Here is a 17,648-nt window from a genome sequence, read left to right on the forward strand (position 1 = left end):
TCAGCTTCAGTCGGCTGTCAACAATGGCGGTTTATCGCCAGAGATCCGCGGTTTGGTAGGGCCCTCGATGCGCAGATCCAGTTTGCCATCTTTGATGCCAACCTTGACCAACCCACCTTTGGCCAGCTTGCCAAAGAGCAGTTCTTCGGCCAGCGGCTTTTTGATGTGCTCCTGAATGACCCGCCCCAGTGGGCGCGCGCCCATGCGATCATCATAGCCCTTGTCAGCAAGCCATTCGGCAGCCTTACGGGTGAGCTCGATGGAGACGTTGCGGTCCATCAGCTGGGCTTCCAGTTGCAAGACGAATTTCTCGACCACCTGCAGGATCACCTCTTTAGGCAGAGGCGCAAAGGCAATCACCGCGTCCAGACGGTTGCGGAATTCGGGCGTAAATGTGCGCTCGATCGCGGCGGTGTCTTCGCCTTCGCGGCGGTCGCGGCCAAACCCGATGGCGGCCTTTGCCATATCCGATGCCCCGGCGTTGGAGGTCATGATCAAAACCACGTTGCGGAAGTTCACCGCGCGGCCGTTGTGATCGGTGAGCTGACCATTATCCATCACCTGAAGCAGGATGTTGAAGACATCCGGATGCGCCTTTTCGATCTCATCGAGAAGCAGCACGCAGTGGGGATGTTGATCAACCCCATCAGTGAGCAACCCGCCCTGATCAAAACCGACATAGCCGGGGGGCGCACCAATCAGACGGGACACCGCGTGTTTCTCCATGTACTCTGACATGTCAAAGCGCAGAAGCTCCACACCAAGCGTATCGGCCAGCTGTTTGGCAACTTCGGTTTTGCCAACCCCGGTAGGGCCCGCAAACAGATAGTTGCCAATGGGCTTTTCTGGTTCGCGCAGACCGGCCCGGGCCAGTTTGATGGCGCTGGACAGCGCATCAATGGCATCGTCCTGCCCAAAGACCACCCGCTTGAGGCTCTTCTCCAGATCCTTCAGCACCTCGGCATCGTCTTTGGTGACGCTCTTGGGTGGAATGCGGGCGATCTTGGCCACAACGGCCTCGATTTCCTTTACGCCGATGGTTTTGCGGCGTTTGCTTTCCGGCACCAGATGCTGTGCAGCCCCTGCTTCATCAATCACGTCGATGGCCTTATCGGGCAGTTTACGGTCATTGATATAGCGCGCGGCTAGTTCCACCGCAGATTTGATCGCATCCGCGGTAAACTTGATGCTGTGGTGTTCCTCAAAATAGGGTTTCAGCCCTTTTAGGATCTCAACCGCATCCTGAACCGAGGGTTCATTGACGTCGATTTTTTGGAACCGGCGCGCCAGAGCGCGGTCTTTTTCAAAATGCTGACGGAACTCTTTATAGGTGGTTGAGCCCATGGTGCGCAGCTTGCCGCCCTGCAGGGCAGGTTTCAGCAGGTTGGAGGCATCCATGGCACCGCCGGAGGTCGCACCAGCGCCGATCACCGTGTGGATCTCATCAATGAACAGAACACCATCTGGGTGGTCTTCCAGCTCGGTCACCACAGCCTTGAGACGTTCCTCAAAGTCGCCGCGATAGCGGGTGCCGGCCAAGAGCGCGCCCATATCGAGAGAGAAAATGGTGGTTTCTGCCAGAACGTTGGGCACTTCGCCCTGTACGATCTTGCGCGCCAGACCTTCGGCAATGGCGGTCTTGCCCACCCCAGGATCCCCCACCAAGAGCGGGTTGTTTTTGCGGCGGCGGCACAGCACCTGGATGCAGCGCTCAACCTCGTGACTGCGGCCGATCAGCGGGTCAATGTCGCCTTCACGCGATTTGGCGTTGAGATCGACGCAATATTTGTCCAGCGCGCTCTCTTTTTTGTCGCCTTCACCGGGCGGGACAGAGCCCATGGCTTCCTCTTCGCTCTCTGGGGCGCCGGTGACGGGGCGGGATTCCCCAAAGGCCGGATCCTTGGCCACGCCATGGGCGATGAAGTTCACCGCATCATAGCGGGTCATATCCTGATCCTGAAGGAAGTAGGCGGCGTCGCTCTCGCGTTCTGCAAAGATTGCGACCAAGACATTGGCGCCGGTGACTTCTGTGCGGCCAGAGCTTTGTACGTGAATTGCTGCGCGCTGAATGACCCTTTGGAAGGCCGCCGTCGGAACCGCTTCGGATCCATCGACATCAGTCACCAGATTGGCGAGATCTTCGTCGACAAATTCGATCAGCGACGCGCGTAACTGACCCAGATCAACGCCGCAGGCGCGCATGACACGGGCGGCTTCTGGTTCTTCAATCAAAGCCAACAGCAGGTGTTCCAGCGTGGCAAACTCATGGCGCCGCTCATTCGCCAGCGCCAGCGCGGCGTGAATGGCTTGTTCTAGTGTGCTCGAGAATGAAGGCACGGGCGTGCTCCTCTGTTCTTGGGTTGATCCGGGTATCGGCGTTCTGCCTCTTCCCCATGCATCAACCATGTCCTCATAGTATTAGAGTTTGGTTGATAGAGCGCCAGCTTCAAGGACTTTCTTTCAAATTTAGGTCACATTTCTTGTGAAAGCGGTGCAATTGCATGCGTTCTTGGCAGGGCGCCCTTCGGCTCAAGGGGATTAGAAATTATCTTTACGTTGCCGGATTTCTGCAAAAACCTCTGCGTTTTCAGCGCTTTCCATTCCCAATGTTGATTTCATCTCATCCAAATGAGCCCGCAGGAACGGATTTGTGTCCAGTTCCAACTGTAAACGTGACGGAACTGTGGCCTCGCCTTTGGCGCGTTTTGCATTAATTTCATCAACGCGAAGCTGCAGCTTCGCATTGTCAGGCTCGATTGTTAGGGCAAATCGGGCATTGGACTGGGTGTATTCATGCCCAGAATAGACCATGGTTTCCGGTGGCAGCGCCATCAGGCGGTTAAGGCTCTGCCACATCATGTCTGGTGTGCCTTCAAATAGGCGGCCACAGCCAAGCGCCATAAGGCTGTCCGCGGTAAAGACGGCCTGGCTCTCGGGCAGGAAAAAGGCGATGTGCCCTACCGTGTGGCCGGAGACATCCAGCACCTGAACCTCCTCGCCAAACAATTCAAAGCGCACACCATAATCCAGCGCATGGTCCAGAGGTGGCAGGCGGTGGGCGTCGGGTTTTGCGCCATAGACCTTGGCGCCATAGTCGCGGCGCAGCGCGTCAACGCCGTCGATATGGTCATAGTGGTGGTGGGTCAGCAGGATCGCATCCAAACCCCAGCCGCGGGCGCTCAGCGCTGATTTCACCGCGGCGGCCTCCGGCGCATCCACCAAAGCGGTCTGACCGCTCTTGGCATCGTGCAGCAGATAGGCATAGTTGTCCGAGAGACAGGGCAGGGTAATGATTTCCAGGGGCATGGTCTTTCGCCTCTCCATTGTTACACTGCGCATAGATTGGCCCAAGCAGCAGGGACCCGCAATGCATCTTGATGTTCAGGATCTTAGGAATTTCTACTATCGCAGTACCCTGGGCCGTGCGGCGCAGGCCTCGGTTCGGAACCGATTGCTGGAGTTCTGGCCAGAGGCCGCAGGGCAGACTGTGGCGGGATTTGGCTTTGCCGCTCCCCTGATGCGCCCCTATTTGGCTGAGGCGCGTCGGGTCATAGCCCTGATGCCCGGGCCTCAGGGGGTGATGCAGTGGCCTGCGGGGATGCCCAATGTGTCGGTCCTGTGCGAAGAGACCAGCTGGCCCATTGAAACGGGGCGGGTGGATCGACTGGTGGTGATGCATGGGCTGGAGACCTCTGAGCGGCCGACCCAGGTGCTGGAGGAATGCCGCCGGGTGCTTGGACCGGGGGGGAGGGCCATTTTTGTGGTGCCAAATAGGGCCGGGTTCTGGGCCCGGTCTGATCAGACACCCTTTGGTTATGGGCGCCCCTATACGCTCATTCAACTTGAAAACCAGCTCCGCCTGCATGAGTTCACCATCGAACGTCATGCGGCTGCCCTTTATCGGCTGCCCAGCCAAAGGCGGTTCTGGCTTAAATCGGGTGCACTGTTTGAACGGATAGGGCGCCAGTTGCCCGCCATGCTTGCGGGGGGAGTCTTTATGGTGGAAGTCAGCAAGCAGACGCATCCGCAGCACGGACATATGACCAAGGTCAAGCGGGCCAATCCGATCCGGGTTCTCGAAGGGCTGTCAAACCCTCTGCCAGAACCGGCTTGAAGCCCTTACAGGCGCTGCAACTGGCAGGCAGTTTGCTCTGATGTCGTTCTGCGGAGAGAAGGGGCAGACCGGGCAGCGTCCCCCTTGATGGTGACGGATCGGGACTGGTGAGAGACAAATGAAGATGATTCTGTTTTCACTTTTTGGCAACGAGGCCTTGAACTTTGGCTGCCTCTGTCAGGGCAATTGGGGGCAATCTTGTCGTTTTTGGTCTGTCAGGAATCGTAATTTACTGCCGTAACGTAGATAAAAATGCTCTTGTTTAGGGGGGCAAAGAGCCGCACTTTTGCTAACCTATTGAAAACATTGAAATCGGGGTTTTCCATCGTGGGACTATAGACAGTTGATAGGATGCTAACGCTCTGTTACATCCACGCTGATTTTAACGTCCTGCCACTTTGGTAGGGCTTGCTCACGCCCCCGGACGCCGTCTGCACCGCAGATATGCCAACCGGGGCCAAATGTCGGAAGGGTGGACGTGTCCGAACCAGCTTCGATTTCAGCAGGCATTGCTGCGCGCTATGCCACTGCGGTCTTTGAGATCGCCGAAGAAAGCAAGGCGCTCGATAGCCTTGAAACCAGCATCAATGATCTGGCAGCTGCCCTGGCTGACAGTGACGATCTGCAAAACCTGATCAGCTCGCCGCTGATTTCACGGGATGAGCAGGGTGCAGCCATTACAGCAATTGCTGCCAAGATGGGTCTTGCACCCGTGCTGGCCAATACACTGTCGTTGATGGCGCAAAAGCGCCGTCTGTTTGTGGTTCCTGCACTGATCACCGCTCTGCGGGATCGCCTGTCAGAAGCCCGTGGTGAAGTGACCGCCGAGGTGATCTCGGCCAAGGCACTGACCAAGACCCAAAGCGAAAAGCTGGCCAAGACTTTGGCAGAGCGCGTGGGCAAAAAGATTACCATCAATGCAACCGTCGATGAAAGCATCATTGGCGGTCTCGTCGTTAAAGTGGGCTCGAAGATGGTCGATAGCTCGATCCGCTCCAAGCTCAACTCCCTACAGAATGCAATGAAAGAGGTCGGATAAATGGGTATCCAAGCAGCAGAAATTTCTGCGATCCTAAAAGACCAGATCAATAATTTTGGTCAGGAAGCCGAGGTGGCTGAAATTGGTCGCGTGCTGAGCGTTGGCGATGGTATCGCCCGCGTTTATGGTCTCGACAATGTTCAGGCTGGTGAAATGGTCGAATTCCCTGGCGGAATTATGGGCATGGCGCTGAACCTCGAAGCCGATAACGTTGGTATCGTTATCTTCGGCTCCGACCGCGACATTAAAGAAGGTGACACTGTAAAGCGCACCAACTCGATCGTGGACGTCCCCGTAGGCCCCGAACTGCTGGGTCGCGTTGTGGACGGTCTGGGTAACCCCCTGGACGGCAAAGGCCCAATCAACGCTGCAAAGCGTGGCGTGGCCGACGTTAAAGCACCAGGCATTATCCCCCGTAAATCGGTTCACGAGCCGATGGCGACAGGCCTGAAATCTGTTGACGCGATGATCCCTGTTGGCCGTGGCCAGCGTGAGCTGATCATTGGTGACCGTCAGACTGGTAAAACAGCCATCGCGCTGGACACCATGCTGAACCAGAAATCCTACAACGATGCAGCGGGCGACGACGAGTCGAAGAAACTGTACTGCGTCTACGTTGCTGTTGGTCAGAAGCGTTCGACTGTTGCTCAGCTGGTGAAAAAGCTGGAAGAGTCCGGTGCGATGGAATACTCGATCGTGGTTGCTGCAACCGCGTCCGATCCTGCACCTCTGCAGTTCCTGGCCCCCTATGCCGCAACCGCGATGGCAGAATACTTCCGCGACAATGGCAAGCATGGTCTGATCATCTATGATGACCTTTCCAAGCAGGCTGTTGCTTATCGTCAGATGTCCCTGCTGCTGCGTCGTCCGCCCGGACGTGAAGCCTATCCTGGTGACGTTTTCTATCTGCACTCCCGCCTGCTGGAACGTTCGGCCAAACTGAACGAAGACTTCGGCGCTGGTTCCTTGACGGCTCTGCCCGTTATTGAGACCCAGGGTGGTGACGTTTCGGCGTTTATTCCAACCAACGTGATCTCGATCACCGACGGTCAGATCTTCTTGGAAACCGAACTGTTCTACCAAGGCATCCGTCCTGCTGTGAATACCGGTCTGTCGGTTTCGCGTGTTGGCTCCTCAGCTCAGACAAACTCGATGAAGTCTGTTGCGGGTCCGGTGAAACTGGAACTGGCTCAGTACCGCGAAATGGCGGCCTTTGCTCAGTTTGGTTCCGACCTTGACGCCGCCACTCAGCAGCTGCTGAACCGTGGTGCCCGTCTGACCGAACTGATGAAGCAGGCTCAGTACTCGCCGCTGACCAACGCAGAAATCGTCTGCGTGATCTTCGCCGGTACACAGGGTTACCTCGACAAGATCGACGTAAAGGCTGTTGGCCGTTATGAAGAAGGCATGCTAGCGCATCTGCGCGGTAAGCACGCTGATCTGCTCGAGTGGATTTCGACTGAAGATCCTAAGATCAAGGGCGATGCTGCCGACAAGATCAAAGCAGCGCTGGACGAATTCGCCGCAGATTTCGCGTAAGGGGATAAGGCAATGCCAAATCTCAAGGACCTGAAAAACAGGATCGCGAGTGTCAAAAGCACCCGTAAGATCACAAAAGCCATGCAAATGGTGGCCGCGGCGAAACTTCGCCGCGCCCAGGAAGCTGCCGAAGACTCACGTCCCTACACCAAACGGTTCAATGCCGTGATGGCGGGGCTGGCGGCTTCGGTTGGTGGCAGCGATTCAGCTCCCAAGCTGCTTCGCGGCACCGGCAGTGACCAGGTTCAGTTGTTGGTCGTTATGACCTCTGAACGCGGCCTGTGCGGTGGCTTTAACGCCAATATTTCCAAACTGGCACGCCAGAAGGCTCAAGAGCTGAAGGCCGCCGGCAAAACGGTCAAAATTCTGACCGTTGGTAAAAAGGGCCGCGACGCACTGCGCCGCGACTTTGCCGATGATTTCATCGGCCACGTGGACCTGAGCGAAGTTAAACGTATCGGCTATGCCAATGCGCAGAACATCGCAAAGGATATCCTGACCCGCTTTGACGCTGGTGAATTTGATGTTGCGACCCTGTTCTTTGCAGAGTTCGTCAATGTTGTGACCCAGGTGCCAACAGCGCAGCAGATCATTCCGGCCTCTTACGAGGGCGGTGCCGCTGAAGAGACCTCTTCGGCCGTTTACGACTACGAGCCCAGCGAAGAGGCAATCCTTGCCGACCTGCTGCCCCGTGGCGTATCGACCCAGATCTTTTCGGCGCTGCTGGAAAACGGTGCATCCGAGCAGGGTGCCCGGATGAGTGCGATGGATAACGCCACCCGTAACGCTGGCGAGATGATCGACAAGCTGACAATCGAGTTCAACCGCTCGCGTCAGGCCGTCATCACCAACGAGCTGATTGAAATCATTTCGGGCGCTGAGGCGCTCTAAGAGACAACCGGAGACAAACACATGGCAAACGCAAAAGGCAAAATCACGCAGGTGATTGGCGCCGTTGTGGACGTGCAGTTCGAGGATGCCCTGCCGGAAATCCTGAATGCCGTCACTACAGACAACAACGGTAAGAACCTGGTTCTCGAGGTTGCTCAGCACCTGGGTGAGAACACTGTTCGTACCATCGCAATGGACGCAACCGAAGGTCTGGTTCGCGGTCAGGACGTGACCGACACCGGCGCGCCTATCTCGGTTCCAGTTGGCAACGCCACACTGGGTCGTATCCTGAACGTTATCGGCGAGCCGGTTGACGAAAAGGGCCCCGTTGAAGCCACCGAAACACGCGGCATTCACGGCGACGCACCTGCTTTCGCTGACCAGTCCACCGCAACCGAGATCCTGACCACAGGCATCAAGGTTATCGACCTTCTGGCCCCCTATACCAAGGGTGGTAAAATTGGTCTGTTCGGCGGTGCCGGCGTTGGTAAAACCGTTCTGATCATGGAACTGATCAACAACATCGCGAAGGTGCACTCTGGTGTGTCCGTGTTCGCTGGTGTTGGTGAGCGGACCCGTGAAGGCAACGACCTTTACCACGAGATGATCGAATCCGGTGTTATCGTTCCCGAGAACCTGGTCGACTCCAAAATTGCTCTGGTCTACGGCCAGATGAACGAACCTCCCGGTGCGCGTATGCGGGTTGCTCTGTCGGGTCTGACCCTGGCGGAACAGTTCCGTGACGACAGCGGCTCTGACGTTCTGTTCTTCGTGGACAACATCTTCCGCTTCACACAGGCGGGTTCCGAGGTGTCGGCTCTCTTGGGTCGTATTCCTTCGGCGGTGGGCTACCAGCCAACACTGGCCACCGACATGGGTGCGATGCAGGAACGGATCTCTTCGACCAAAAATGGTTCGATTACTTCCGTTCAGGCCGTTTACGTTCCTGCGGATGACCTTACTGACCCTGCACCTGCGACCTCCTTTGCGCACCTGGATGCGACAACCGTTCTGGATCGTGCGATCTCGGAAAAAGGTATCTATCCTGCGGTTGACCCACTGGGTTCAACATCGCGTCTGCTGGATCCACTGATCATTGGTGAAGAGCACTACACCGTTGCCACAGACGTTCAGCAGATCCTTCAGCGTTACAAATCGCTGCAGGACATCATCGCCATTCTCGGCATGGACGAACTGTCAGAAGACGACAAACTGGCTGTGGCCCGTGCGCGTAAGATCGAACGCTTCCTGTCCCAGCCGTTTGACGTTGCAAAAATCTTCACCGGTGCCGATGGTAAGCAGGTTCCGCTGGAAGACACTATCGCATCGTTCAAGGCCGTTGTGGCTGGCGAATACGACCACCTCCCCGAAGGCGCCTTCTACATGGTTGGCGGCATCGATGAAGTGATCGCAAAAGCCGAGAAAATGGCTGCTGACGCGGCCTAAGGAGGGCCCTGATGGCTGATACCATGCAATTTGACCTCGTAAGCCCGGAGCGTAGCCTTGCTTCGCTCCAGGTGAACGCGGTGCAGATCCCTGGCGCGGAGGGTGACATGACGGCGATGCCGATGCATGCACCCACCATCACCACCCTGCGTCCGGGTGTCCTGCGGGTTGAAAGCTCGCAAGGCACTTCGGAGTTCGTGGTCACTGGCGGTTTTGCCGAAATCAGCGCCGAGGCCCTTTCGGTCCTTGCTGAACGTGCAATTCCAATGGATGAGATGACCCGCGCCCATCTGGACGAGCTGATCGAAGAGGCTCGCACCATGTATAAAACCGCTCAGGATGACGAGCAGCCCCACGATATCGTGGAAGAGGCTGCAAAGCTCTTGTCGGATATGGAGGCCCTGGGCACCCATATGAGCCTGTAACGGCCCGTTGGATCACGCCCAGTGTGTTCACCAGAGTTAGAAACCGGCCCGTCATCGTGATGGGCCGGTTTTGTTTTTTGAATCTTAGAATTTTTTGGTCTTTAATGGCCGAACCGCGATTTCGCGCGGATAGACCAAAGCTGGAACGATAAGACATGCAACGACTACGCAATCCACGCATCGGAATTGACCAGGGCGACCTGGTTCTGTTTTCCGAGTTCGACAGTGGCGGCAGCATGTGGACCGGCGAGGGCGCCCGGGAGCGCCGCAAACTGGTTCGTTTCAAAGAGGCCTATCGCCGCCCGCCAGCGGTGCAGGTTTCGATCTCGCTCTGGGATATGGACACCAGCGCCGCCATCCGCGCAGAGTTGGTGGCGGAGAATATCACCACAACGGATTTTGAAGTGGTGTTCCGCACCTGGGGCGACAGCCGCATCGCCCGCCTACGCGCCGCCTGGATTGCCATGGGCGAGCTGCCCTTTGACGATGACTGGGATGACGTGGACTGAGGTCTACGAGGAGAGGCCTGCGAGAACCCATTCCGGCTTTCGGTCGGGGGCTTGTGTTATCGCAAAGGGCAGCTCTGCGGACATAGTTGTCATTCGCTGCGGCTGCGCCAATGCCAGCTATCAGGATGAACTGGAGCTTAAGTATGGCAGTGTGGAGTTGGTTTGAGGGTCACAGGCTACATCCTAATTGCTCCAGACAGTGGATGGTCCTCGATATTTTGATAGCGATCTATGAGTGTACTGAATAGGTCATTCATCGGATTAACTTCCTGATCAGGGTCACTTGACCGGACAACGATCTTGGTAACTCGTGAACCTTGCGAGGTTTCGGCGTGCTTGCTCCATAGCAAACGCACCCATGGGCCAGGGAAGAAGTCGTCGGCCTGCTCCATATACCCAACGCCGCCGTGTAGATCTTTCATGGCCAGCTTCGCGCGGTGTCTCGCATATCCCGCTTCCTTTGATATTTGTTGGGCAAAAGTGGTAATTTCCCCCACTTTCATATTGGTGAAATCACTGCTGTCCGTCGCCTCTTGACTGGCAACTTCAGACCACCTTTTCATTTCTGAACGATCAACTGAAACAACATCATCTTCGAAACACACGTGAACTTCCGCTACAGTCTTCGCGCTTCCGTAACGGAGCAATCCTTTTTCGTTCTTCGGAAAGTCGCCAGCAAGAAAGTATAGATATTCACCCATTGGGTCGGCTTCCCAAAGGAGGCCGTCGTATGTCGTGGTTGTGGGATTTGTAGGCGATACATTGGACCTGTCACGGTTTGATGCCGCTCCTTTGATAGCATTTACTGCAACAAAGGAGATGAACTATGGGACTGAAACGGACAGACGAATTTCGACAAGATGCGGTGCGCATCGCATTAACCAGTGGGCTGACGCGTAAGCAGGTGGCTGACGATCTGGGTGTTGGCATGTCGACGTTGAACAAATGGATCACTGCACACCGAGACACAGACGTGGTTTCCAAAGAGGATTTGAGCCTGGCTCAAGAGAATGATCGACTTCGACGGGAGAACCGGCTCCTGAAGGAGGAGAGGGAGATCTTAAAAAAAGCCACCCAGTTCTTTGCGGGCCTAAAGCAATGAGATTTAGGTTTGTCGAAGAACACAGGGGCAGCTTTCCAGCCGCCCGGTTGTGCGAGGTCGTCGGTGTCAGCGCACGCGGGTTACGCGCATTCCGCAGTCGCCCAGCCAGTCGTAGGCAGCGATCTGATCTGGTCACGCTGGCTCATATCAAAGAGCAGTCGCGGCTTAGTTTGGGGAGCTATGGCCGCCCACGAATGACCGAAGAGTTGAAGGAGATCGGTTTGAACGTGGGCCACCGTCGTGTTGGCAGGTTGATGCGCCAGAACGGGATATCTGTTGTCAGAACACGCAAACACAAGGTCACGACAGACAGTGACCACAAGTTCAATATCGCGCCGAACTTGCTGGATCGAAACTTCTCAGCTGACCTGCCAAATCAAAAGTGGGCGGGGGATATCAGCTATGTCTGGACCCGCGAAGGCTGGCTGTATCTGGCCGTGATCCTCGATCTGCATTCAAGGCGTGTTATCGGCTGGGCCGTGAGCAATCGGATGAAACGCGACTTGGCGATCCGGGCGTTGAATATGGCCATCGCGTTCCGGCAGCCGCCCAAAGGCTGCATCCATCATACGGATCGCGGGTCGCAATATTGTTCCCATGACTACCAGAAAATCCTGCGCCAGAACGGCTTCAAAGTATCGATGAGCGGTAAGGGTAATTGTTACGACAACGCCGCCGTCGAGACGTTCTTCAAGACCATCAAAGCTGAACTGATCTGGCGGCATCCTTGGGAGACCCGTCGGAAGGCTGAAATGGCGATCTTCGAATACATAAACGGGTTCTACAATCCACGCCGCCGTCACTCAGCACTGGGCTGGAAAAGCCCTGTCGCCTTCGAACGAAAGGTGGCTTAAACGAGCACTTGGGGCGGCACTAAAACGCGACAGGTCCACATCTATCCAAACAGGAACATCTGAGGTTTCCCCAATTTGTTGGATATCGACAATATGGTGGGCCTTAAGGTTTTCGATATGATTTCCTTCAGGCTGCACACGCTTTGCTTTTGCTCCAGTCCTTCGGAATTTTTGCCACCAGGTCATAACTTTTCCTGCCATTGCTGAGGTGAAAACCATCCCCAGCTATTTGGGAACGGCGATACTCATGTCCTCTTTCGGAGGTTTAACATCATTGCCTGAATGACAAAAGACAAGCGGACCTTCATGCAAAGCGCGGCATCAACCACATTGAGCTCATTGCTGACATTGAGTTGGAAGCTGTGCCCTGCAGCATTACCACTAACTTTGATAGACAAAGGCCCCGGCAGAGTGCTGCTCGGGGCCTTTGTGATGGTTTTGAAATGAGCTTAAACCCCGTTTGAGTAGAGCGACTCGTAGATTGGAACCAGGGTCTTGTCTTCAAACAGCGAGGACACAGAGGTGCCGTGCCAGATATTCAGGATCGCCTGGGTGAACAGCGGTGCGGTGGGCAGAACGCGGATGTTTGGTGTGTTGAGGATCTCTTCGGTGGGTTGAATGGAATCGGTCAGCACCAAGGATTTCATTACCGAGTTGGAGACACGCTCCACCGCAGGGCCGCTCATCACGCCGTGGGTGATATAGGCGTGGACCTCTTTGGCGCCATTGTCGAGCAGCACCTGCGCCGCCTTGCACAGGGTGCCAGCAGTGTCGCACATATCGTCGATGATCAGGCAGATCTTGTCCTGAACATTGCCGATGACGGTCATCTCGGCCACTTCGCCAGCTTTTTCACGACGTTTGTCGACGATCGACAGCGGCGCATCGATGCGTTTGGCCAGTTCACGGGCGCGGGCAACGCCGCCAACATCAGGCGAGACCACCATCAGGTCATCCATCTGGTCCTTGAACTGATTTTTAACATCCAGTGCAAAAATCGGCGAGGCATAGAGGTTGTCCACCGGAATATCAAAGAAGCCCTGGATCTGCGCAGCATGCAGATCCATGGTCAAAATCCGCTCAATGCCCGCGCCGGTCAGCATATTTGCGACCAGCTTGGCAGAGATCGGCGTGCGGGCCTTGGTGCGGCGGTCCTGACGGGCATAGCCGAAGTAGGGGATCACCGCAGTGATACGTTGCGCGGATGAGCGGCGCAGTGCATCGGAGATGATCAAGAGCTCCATGAGGTTGTCATTGGCCGGATTGGAGGTCGGCTGAATGATAAACATGTCCTCGCCGCGCACGTTCTCGTAGACCTCTACAAAGATCTCACCGTCGTTGAAGCGTTCAACGCGGGCATCAACCAGACCTTGGTCGACACCGCGGTGCATGCTCATACGGCGGGCAATTGAGTTGGCAAGAGGGAGGTTGGCGTTCCCAGCGATAAGCTTGGGTTCGTTCAAGGTCGGCATTGGCTGATATCCCCGGCAGCAATGGCTATGTGACAGATTCGTGATCTTGCTCACCGCTTAACATGTGCGTAGCTTTCAGCCTAGTTCTAAGCGGGAGAAAACCAAAAATGGCCACCATCGATTATTACTTCTCGACCCTGTCGCCCTATGCCTACCTGGCCGGAACACGGTTGGAGGCGGCGGCGGCGCGACAGAATGTCCAGATCAATTATAAGCCAATGGACATCGTGACGCTGTACGGGAGGACCGGCGGGGCCCTGCCCAATGAACGTCACGTCTCGCGTCAGGAGTATCGGTTGATCGAGCTCGAGCGTCAGGCCAAAAAGAATGGGCTGGCGATCAATTTGCAACCAGCCCATTGGCCGACCAATCCGGCTCCGTCCTCTTATGCAATCATTGCAGCCCAGGCGGCGGGGGGCGGCGATATGGGCGCCTTGGTGCATGGTTTGATGCGTGCTGTCTGGGCGGAGGAGCGCGATATTGCCCAGGATGAGGTGATCAAATCCTGTCTGCAAAGCGCCGGCTTTGACGCGGCGCTTGCGGATAGCGGGCTCTTGGCCGGCGCGGAGAGATATGCGCAAAACCTCGAGGACGCCCTGAGCGCGGGTGTTTTTGGGGCGCCTTTCTATATCACCCAGGAGGGTGCGCGGTTTTGGGGTCAGGATCGGATCGAAGATTTGGAACATCATTTAGCGCAATAACCCCGTTGGGACATTAACCGGGTCAGGTCTGTAAGCGGCCCAAGAGACGCAAGTGAGACAAAGATGAAGGACAGAGTTTTGAGCGATGTATTTTCCCGCAGTTTTGCGACGGGGCCGCGCCGTGTTCTGGCGGTTCATTGCTCACTTGCCCATTCCGGGGCTTGGCGTGGCCTGGCTGAGGTCTTGAAGGATGAGATCACGCTTACGGCATTCGACATGTTTTCCCACGGTCGCAGCCCGGATTGGGATGAAACCGAGGATTTTCAAACTGCCAATGTTGAGGCGGGTTTAGCGCTCTTAGAGGCGGAGTCCGGGCCGGTGGATTTGATTGGCCATTCCTTCGGGGCGACCGTTGCCCTGCGCATGGCGCAGGCCTGTCCGAGGCAGGTCAGAACTCTGGTGTTGATTGAACCGGTGCTCTTTGCAGTGACCCGAGCAGAGGCGCCGGAGCTGCAGGCGGCGCTGGAGGCGCTGGAGGCTCCCTTTAATGACCTATTTCAGGCGGGAGAGGTTGAGCAGGCGACGCGATTGTTCAATCGGATGTGGGGCACTGGCGAGCCAAAATGGTCGGATCTTCCTGAGCCGGCGCGGGCCGCTATGGTGCGGGCCATGGAGGCGGTCCCCAAGAGTTATGAGGTGCTCTATCTGGACACAAAAGGCGTGCTTGAGCCGGGTGCATTAGCATCTGTCGAGATGCCGGTACTCTTGCTGAGCGGAGCGGAAAGCCAGCCGGTAATGCCCCTGATTAACGAAGGTCTGGCGCGGCGCCTGCCGCAGGCGCGCTGCGAAGTGGTGGAGGGGGCGGGGCATATGCTTCCCATCACCCATGCGGGTATTGCCGCAGGCTTGCTCAATCGGTTCTGGTCGGACCTGGGCTGACTGCCGCGAGAGGGGGGGGGGCGCTGCCCCCCTGCGCCCAGTGGGCGCATCCCCCCGGAATATTTTTGGAAAGGTGAAAGGGGCTGCACAGGCCGTTATGGTGTTTGGCACGCTGCTTTTTTGCAGATTTCAGAACGAAGATCAGGTCTGGGTAGCCAAAGCCAAAAAGTGATCGATCTGGTCTTTGCTGATCGCCCAGTCGCAGACAAACCGTGCAGCGATCTGTTCTTTAGGGTCCCCTTCCAATGGGCCATCCCAAAGGTGATAGGCGGCGCCCGCATCAAACAGACGTTGATGGGTGGCGCGGGGCAGGGCGGCAAAAATCATATTGGCCTGGGGTTCGTGCAGGAAAGGAGCATTGGCGCGGCGCAGGCCGTCGACCAGATAGGCGCAGTTCTGATTGGCTTTGATCGCATTGTCGCGCCAGAGGTCATCGGTGAGATAGGCCAACATCTGCGCGGAGAGATAGCGGTGTTTGGAGAAGAGATGTCCGCCGCGTTTGCGCCGCAGTTCGAACTCCCAGGCTTTAGCAGGGTCAAAGAAAATCACCGCTTCCACCCCCATAAGGCCGTTTTTGGTCCCCCCAAAGGAGACCGCATCCACGCCGGCCTTCCAGGTCATCTCGGCTGGAGTGCATCCCAGCGCCACCATGGCATTGGTAAAGCGGGCGCCATCCATATAGAGGGGAAGATTGAAGGCTTTGGTGACCGTTGAAAGCTCATGCAGCTCTGCCAGACTATAGATGGTGCCGCGTTCGGTTACCTGGGTGAGCGAGACCGGGCCGCGTTGTGGTCCGTGGACGCCGCGGGTTTCTTCCTTGGCGATTGTGGCGCGCAGGGCGGTCGCCGTCATCTTGTCATCAAATCCAGGCGCGCCCGGCACCAATGTCAGTTTGGCGCCAGAAGTATAGAATTCCGGCGCGTTGCATTCGTCCTCGTGGATATGGGCAGTGGGAGTGCAAAAGATGGTTTCAAAGGGCTGACAGAGTGTTGAGAGTGCCAGGGCATTGGCGGCTGTTCCGGTGGCCACCAGGAAAACAGCGGCCTCTGGGGCTTCGAAGATCTCGCGGATTCGAGCCGTGACCTCCGCCATTTCTGCATCGGCGCCATAGCCCATGGCATAGCCGGTATTGGCCTCTGCCAGAGCGGCCAATACCTGCGGCGGCACTGGGCCGGAATTGTCAGAGGCAAAAAACATTAGATGGGCTCCTCAATGATATGGTCTTCCCAGTCTTCTTCTGGGGTGTCGAATTCGGAAACCGTCCAACCGCGTACAGTGACACCAGCGTCATGGGGGCTGTTGGGGTCGCCCGTCAGCAGGGGGTGCCACTGGGGGAGCGGTTTGCCCTCCCAGAGCAGGCGGTAGGCACAGGTCTGCGGCATCCAGTAGGCGTGGCTGTCCAGATTGTCAGGCTTGAGCACGATACATTCTGGGATGAATTGGTGGCGGTTTTCATAGTGGGCACAGTGGCAGCTGTTGTCATCGAGCAATCGGCAGGCCACGCGAGTGAGGGCGACTTCGCCGCTGTCTTCGTCTTCCAGTTTGTTGAGGCAGCATTTGCCACAGCCATCGCAAAGTGCTTCCCATTCCTGCTGGTTGAGCTTGTCCAGAGGCTTCTTTTCCCAAAAGCGCTTGCCCAGGCCTTTGCGATCAATGCCCTCGCTCATGTGCTGGCCCGTAGTTCTGCAGGTGCTTCTGCGTCGAGGATGTGGCGCGCGCGGGCGCAATCTCCATCCATCTGGGCAATCAGCGCCTCCAGCCCGTCGAATTTCATCTCAGGGCGCAGATATTCTACGAGAGCGACCGAAAGCGTGGCGCCATAGAGGTTGCCGGTAAAATCAAACAAGAATGTTTCGATATTGGGGTGGGAGCCGTCGAACATGGGGCGCACGCCAATCGAAGCTGCGCCTTGGTAGCTGCCCCGGTGGGGGCCATCCAGCACATCAACAAGCACGGCATAGACGCCAAAGGCAGGCGGGTGCAGGCCATCAATGGACATATTGGCGGTGGGATAGCCCAGATCACGTCCGCGCTGCTCCCCGCCGATCACCTCTCCTTCGATACGATGCCAATGGCTGAGCATCGCGGCGGCGTCGCGGGGGCGCCCTTCGCTGAGCGCTGTACGGATGGCGGTAGAGGAGACGGTATCGGATGAATGCTCCATCAGGGGCGCGATGGTGACGCCAAAGCCCATCTCGGCGCCAAAACGTTGCAGATCCGCTGCGGTGCCGCTGCGGCCCTTGCCAAAGCAGAAGTCGGCGCCGACAACCACATGGGCCAGGCCTAGGCCTTCGGAGATGACTTTGCGGGCAAAGTCTTCGGGGGGGAGGCCGGAGAGGGCCGCGTTGAAATTCAGCTGATAGAGCCGTTCAACCCCCAGCTTTTCCAGCCGCGAGGCGCGGGCCTCGGGTGACATCAGGCGAAAGGGGGGCGCGTCGGGGGCAAAGAAAGCACGGGGATGCGGTTCAAAGGTCATCACCCCCAGGGGGGCTTGGGGTGCGGCCGCGCGGGCCAGATCAATGACCGACTGGTGGCCTCGATGGACGCCGTCAAAGTTGCCGATCGCGACGCTGGCGCCACGGTCTTGCTGCTCTACAAATTGATAGTCTCGGATGATGCGCATAGGGCCTGCCTAGCGCTCTGCAAAGAGGCTTGCAAGTCTCGGCGTTACGGAAGT

The 17,648-nt window shown here is 57.0% G+C and carries 17 protein-coding genes; 10 read left to right on the top strand and 7 right to left on the bottom strand.

The window, feature by feature from the left end:
• Positions 1 to 6: 6 nt before the first annotated feature.
• Both clpA and gloB read right to left on the bottom strand, forming a co-directional pair.
• On the bottom strand, positions 7 to 2,337 hold the full coding sequence (gene clpA / locus MED193_RS19495) for an ATP-dependent Clp protease ATP-binding subunit ClpA (protein WP_009811501.1): 2,331 nt from the start codon (positions 2,335 to 2,337) through the stop codon (positions 7 to 9).
• A 201-nt stretch (positions 2,338 to 2,538) separates the two neighbouring features.
• Positions 2,539 to 3,306 carry a hydroxyacylglutathione hydrolase gene (gene gloB, locus MED193_RS19500; protein ID WP_009811502.1) on the bottom strand — a complete coding sequence of 256 codons (768 nt, stop codon included), beginning with the start codon at positions 3,304 to 3,306 and terminating at the stop codon, positions 2,539 to 2,541.
• Positions 3,307 to 3,367: 61 nt separating this feature from the next.
• Between gloB and MED193_RS19505 the strand changes: the two genes are divergently transcribed.
• The 7 genes from MED193_RS19505 (at position 3,368) to MED193_RS19535 (ending at position 9,963) form a co-directional block, all read left to right on the top strand.
• Positions 3,368 to 4,114 (top strand): class I SAM-dependent methyltransferase, encoded by a 747-nt coding sequence (locus MED193_RS19505; protein ID WP_039966438.1) that lies wholly within the window; start codon positions 3,368 to 3,370, stop codon positions 4,112 to 4,114.
• Between the two features lie 478 nt (positions 4,115 to 4,592).
• Entirely contained in the window at positions 4,593 to 5,153 is a 561-nt protein-coding gene (locus MED193_RS19510) for a F0F1 ATP synthase subunit delta (protein ID WP_009811504.1), read from the top strand.
• Positions 5,154 to 6,692 (top strand): F0F1 ATP synthase subunit alpha, encoded by a 1,539-nt coding sequence (gene atpA, locus MED193_RS19515; RefSeq protein WP_009811505.1) that lies wholly within the window; start codon positions 5,154 to 5,156, stop codon positions 6,690 to 6,692. It begins immediately after the preceding gene.
• 12 nt (positions 6,693 to 6,704) lie between these two features.
• Positions 6,705 to 7,583 carry a F0F1 ATP synthase subunit gamma gene (locus MED193_RS19520; protein WP_009811506.1) on the top strand — a complete coding sequence of 293 codons (879 nt, stop codon included), beginning with the start codon at positions 6,705 to 6,707 and terminating at the stop codon, positions 7,581 to 7,583.
• A 21-nt stretch (positions 7,584 to 7,604) separates the two neighbouring features.
• Entirely contained in the window at positions 7,605 to 9,029 is a 1,425-nt protein-coding gene (atpD, locus tag MED193_RS19525) for a F0F1 ATP synthase subunit beta (protein ID WP_009811507.1), read from the top strand.
• An 11-nt stretch (positions 9,030 to 9,040) separates the two neighbouring features.
• Positions 9,041 to 9,454, top strand: coding sequence for a F0F1 ATP synthase subunit epsilon (locus tag MED193_RS19530; protein ID WP_009811508.1), 414 nt, complete (start codon positions 9,041 to 9,043; stop codon positions 9,452 to 9,454).
• Between the two features lie 155 nt (positions 9,455 to 9,609).
• Positions 9,610 to 9,963 (top strand): H-type lectin domain-containing protein, encoded by a 354-nt coding sequence (locus MED193_RS19535; protein ID WP_009811509.1) that lies wholly within the window; start codon positions 9,610 to 9,612, stop codon positions 9,961 to 9,963.
• A gap of 176 nt (positions 9,964 to 10,139) precedes the next feature.
• Here the strand turns inward: MED193_RS19535 and MED193_RS19540 are convergent, their stop codons facing one another.
• Positions 10,140 to 10,664: a hypothetical protein gene (locus MED193_RS19540; protein ID WP_009811510.1), complete on the bottom strand. Its 525-nt coding sequence runs from the start codon at positions 10,662 to 10,664 to the stop codon at positions 10,140 to 10,142.
• A 125-nt stretch (positions 10,665 to 10,789) separates the two neighbouring features.
• Between MED193_RS19540 and MED193_RS19550 the strand changes: the two genes are divergently transcribed.
• Positions 10,790 to 11,919, top strand: a protein-coding gene (locus tag MED193_RS19550; protein WP_085978289.1) for an IS3-like element ISRosp1 family transposase whose coding sequence is annotated in 2 segments (ribosomal slippage) — positions 10,790 to 11,021 and positions 11,021 to 11,919 — 1,131 coding nt in all. Because the reading frame shifts where the segments join, the coding sequence is not laid out codon by codon here.
• Between the two features lie 449 nt (positions 11,920 to 12,368).
• Here the strand turns inward: MED193_RS19550 and MED193_RS19555 are convergent.
• Positions 12,369 to 13,391 (bottom strand): ribose-phosphate pyrophosphokinase, encoded by a 1,023-nt coding sequence (locus MED193_RS19555; protein WP_009811511.1) that lies wholly within the window; start codon positions 13,389 to 13,391, stop codon positions 12,369 to 12,371.
• 107 nt (positions 13,392 to 13,498) lie between these two features.
• On the opposite strand from MED193_RS19555, the gene MED193_RS19560 reads away from it, so the two are divergent.
• Together MED193_RS19560 and MED193_RS19565 are read left to right on the top strand one after the other, a co-directional pair.
• Positions 13,499 to 14,092 (top strand): 2-hydroxychromene-2-carboxylate isomerase, encoded by a 594-nt coding sequence (locus MED193_RS19560; protein WP_009811512.1) that lies wholly within the window; start codon positions 13,499 to 13,501, stop codon positions 14,090 to 14,092.
• A 78-nt stretch (positions 14,093 to 14,170) separates the two neighbouring features.
• Positions 14,171 to 14,971 carry an alpha/beta fold hydrolase gene (locus tag MED193_RS19565; protein ID WP_368072275.1) on the top strand — a complete coding sequence of 267 codons (801 nt, stop codon included), beginning with the start codon at positions 14,171 to 14,173 and terminating at the stop codon, positions 14,969 to 14,971.
• Positions 14,972 to 15,112: 141 nt separating this feature from the next.
• Here MED193_RS19565 and MED193_RS19570 read toward each other — a convergent pair whose 3' ends face one another.
• From MED193_RS19570 to MED193_RS19580, 3 genes are read right to left on the bottom strand one after another with little or no spacing between them, the layout of a single operon-like run.
• Positions 15,113 to 16,168 carry a low specificity L-threonine aldolase gene (locus tag MED193_RS19570; protein ID WP_009811514.1) on the bottom strand — a complete coding sequence of 352 codons (1,056 nt, stop codon included), beginning with the start codon at positions 16,166 to 16,168 and terminating at the stop codon, positions 15,113 to 15,115.
• Positions 16,168 to 16,638: a YcgN family cysteine cluster protein gene (locus tag MED193_RS19575; RefSeq protein ID WP_009811515.1), complete on the bottom strand. Its 471-nt coding sequence runs from the start codon at positions 16,636 to 16,638 to the stop codon at positions 16,168 to 16,170. Before MED193_RS19575 ends, MED193_RS19570 begins: the two co-directional genes overlap by 1 nt.
• Positions 16,635 to 17,594 carry a bifunctional riboflavin kinase/FAD synthetase gene (locus MED193_RS19580; RefSeq protein WP_009811516.1) on the bottom strand — a complete coding sequence of 320 codons (960 nt, stop codon included), beginning with the start codon at positions 17,592 to 17,594 and terminating at the stop codon, positions 16,635 to 16,637. Before MED193_RS19580 ends, MED193_RS19575 begins: the two co-directional genes overlap by 4 nt.
• Positions 17,595 to 17,648 lie beyond the last annotated feature (54 nt).

The sequence above is a fragment of the Roseobacter sp. MED193 genome (assembly GCF_000152965.1).
Taxonomy (GTDB): Bacteria; Pseudomonadota; Alphaproteobacteria; order Rhodobacterales; family Rhodobacteraceae; genus Pseudophaeobacter.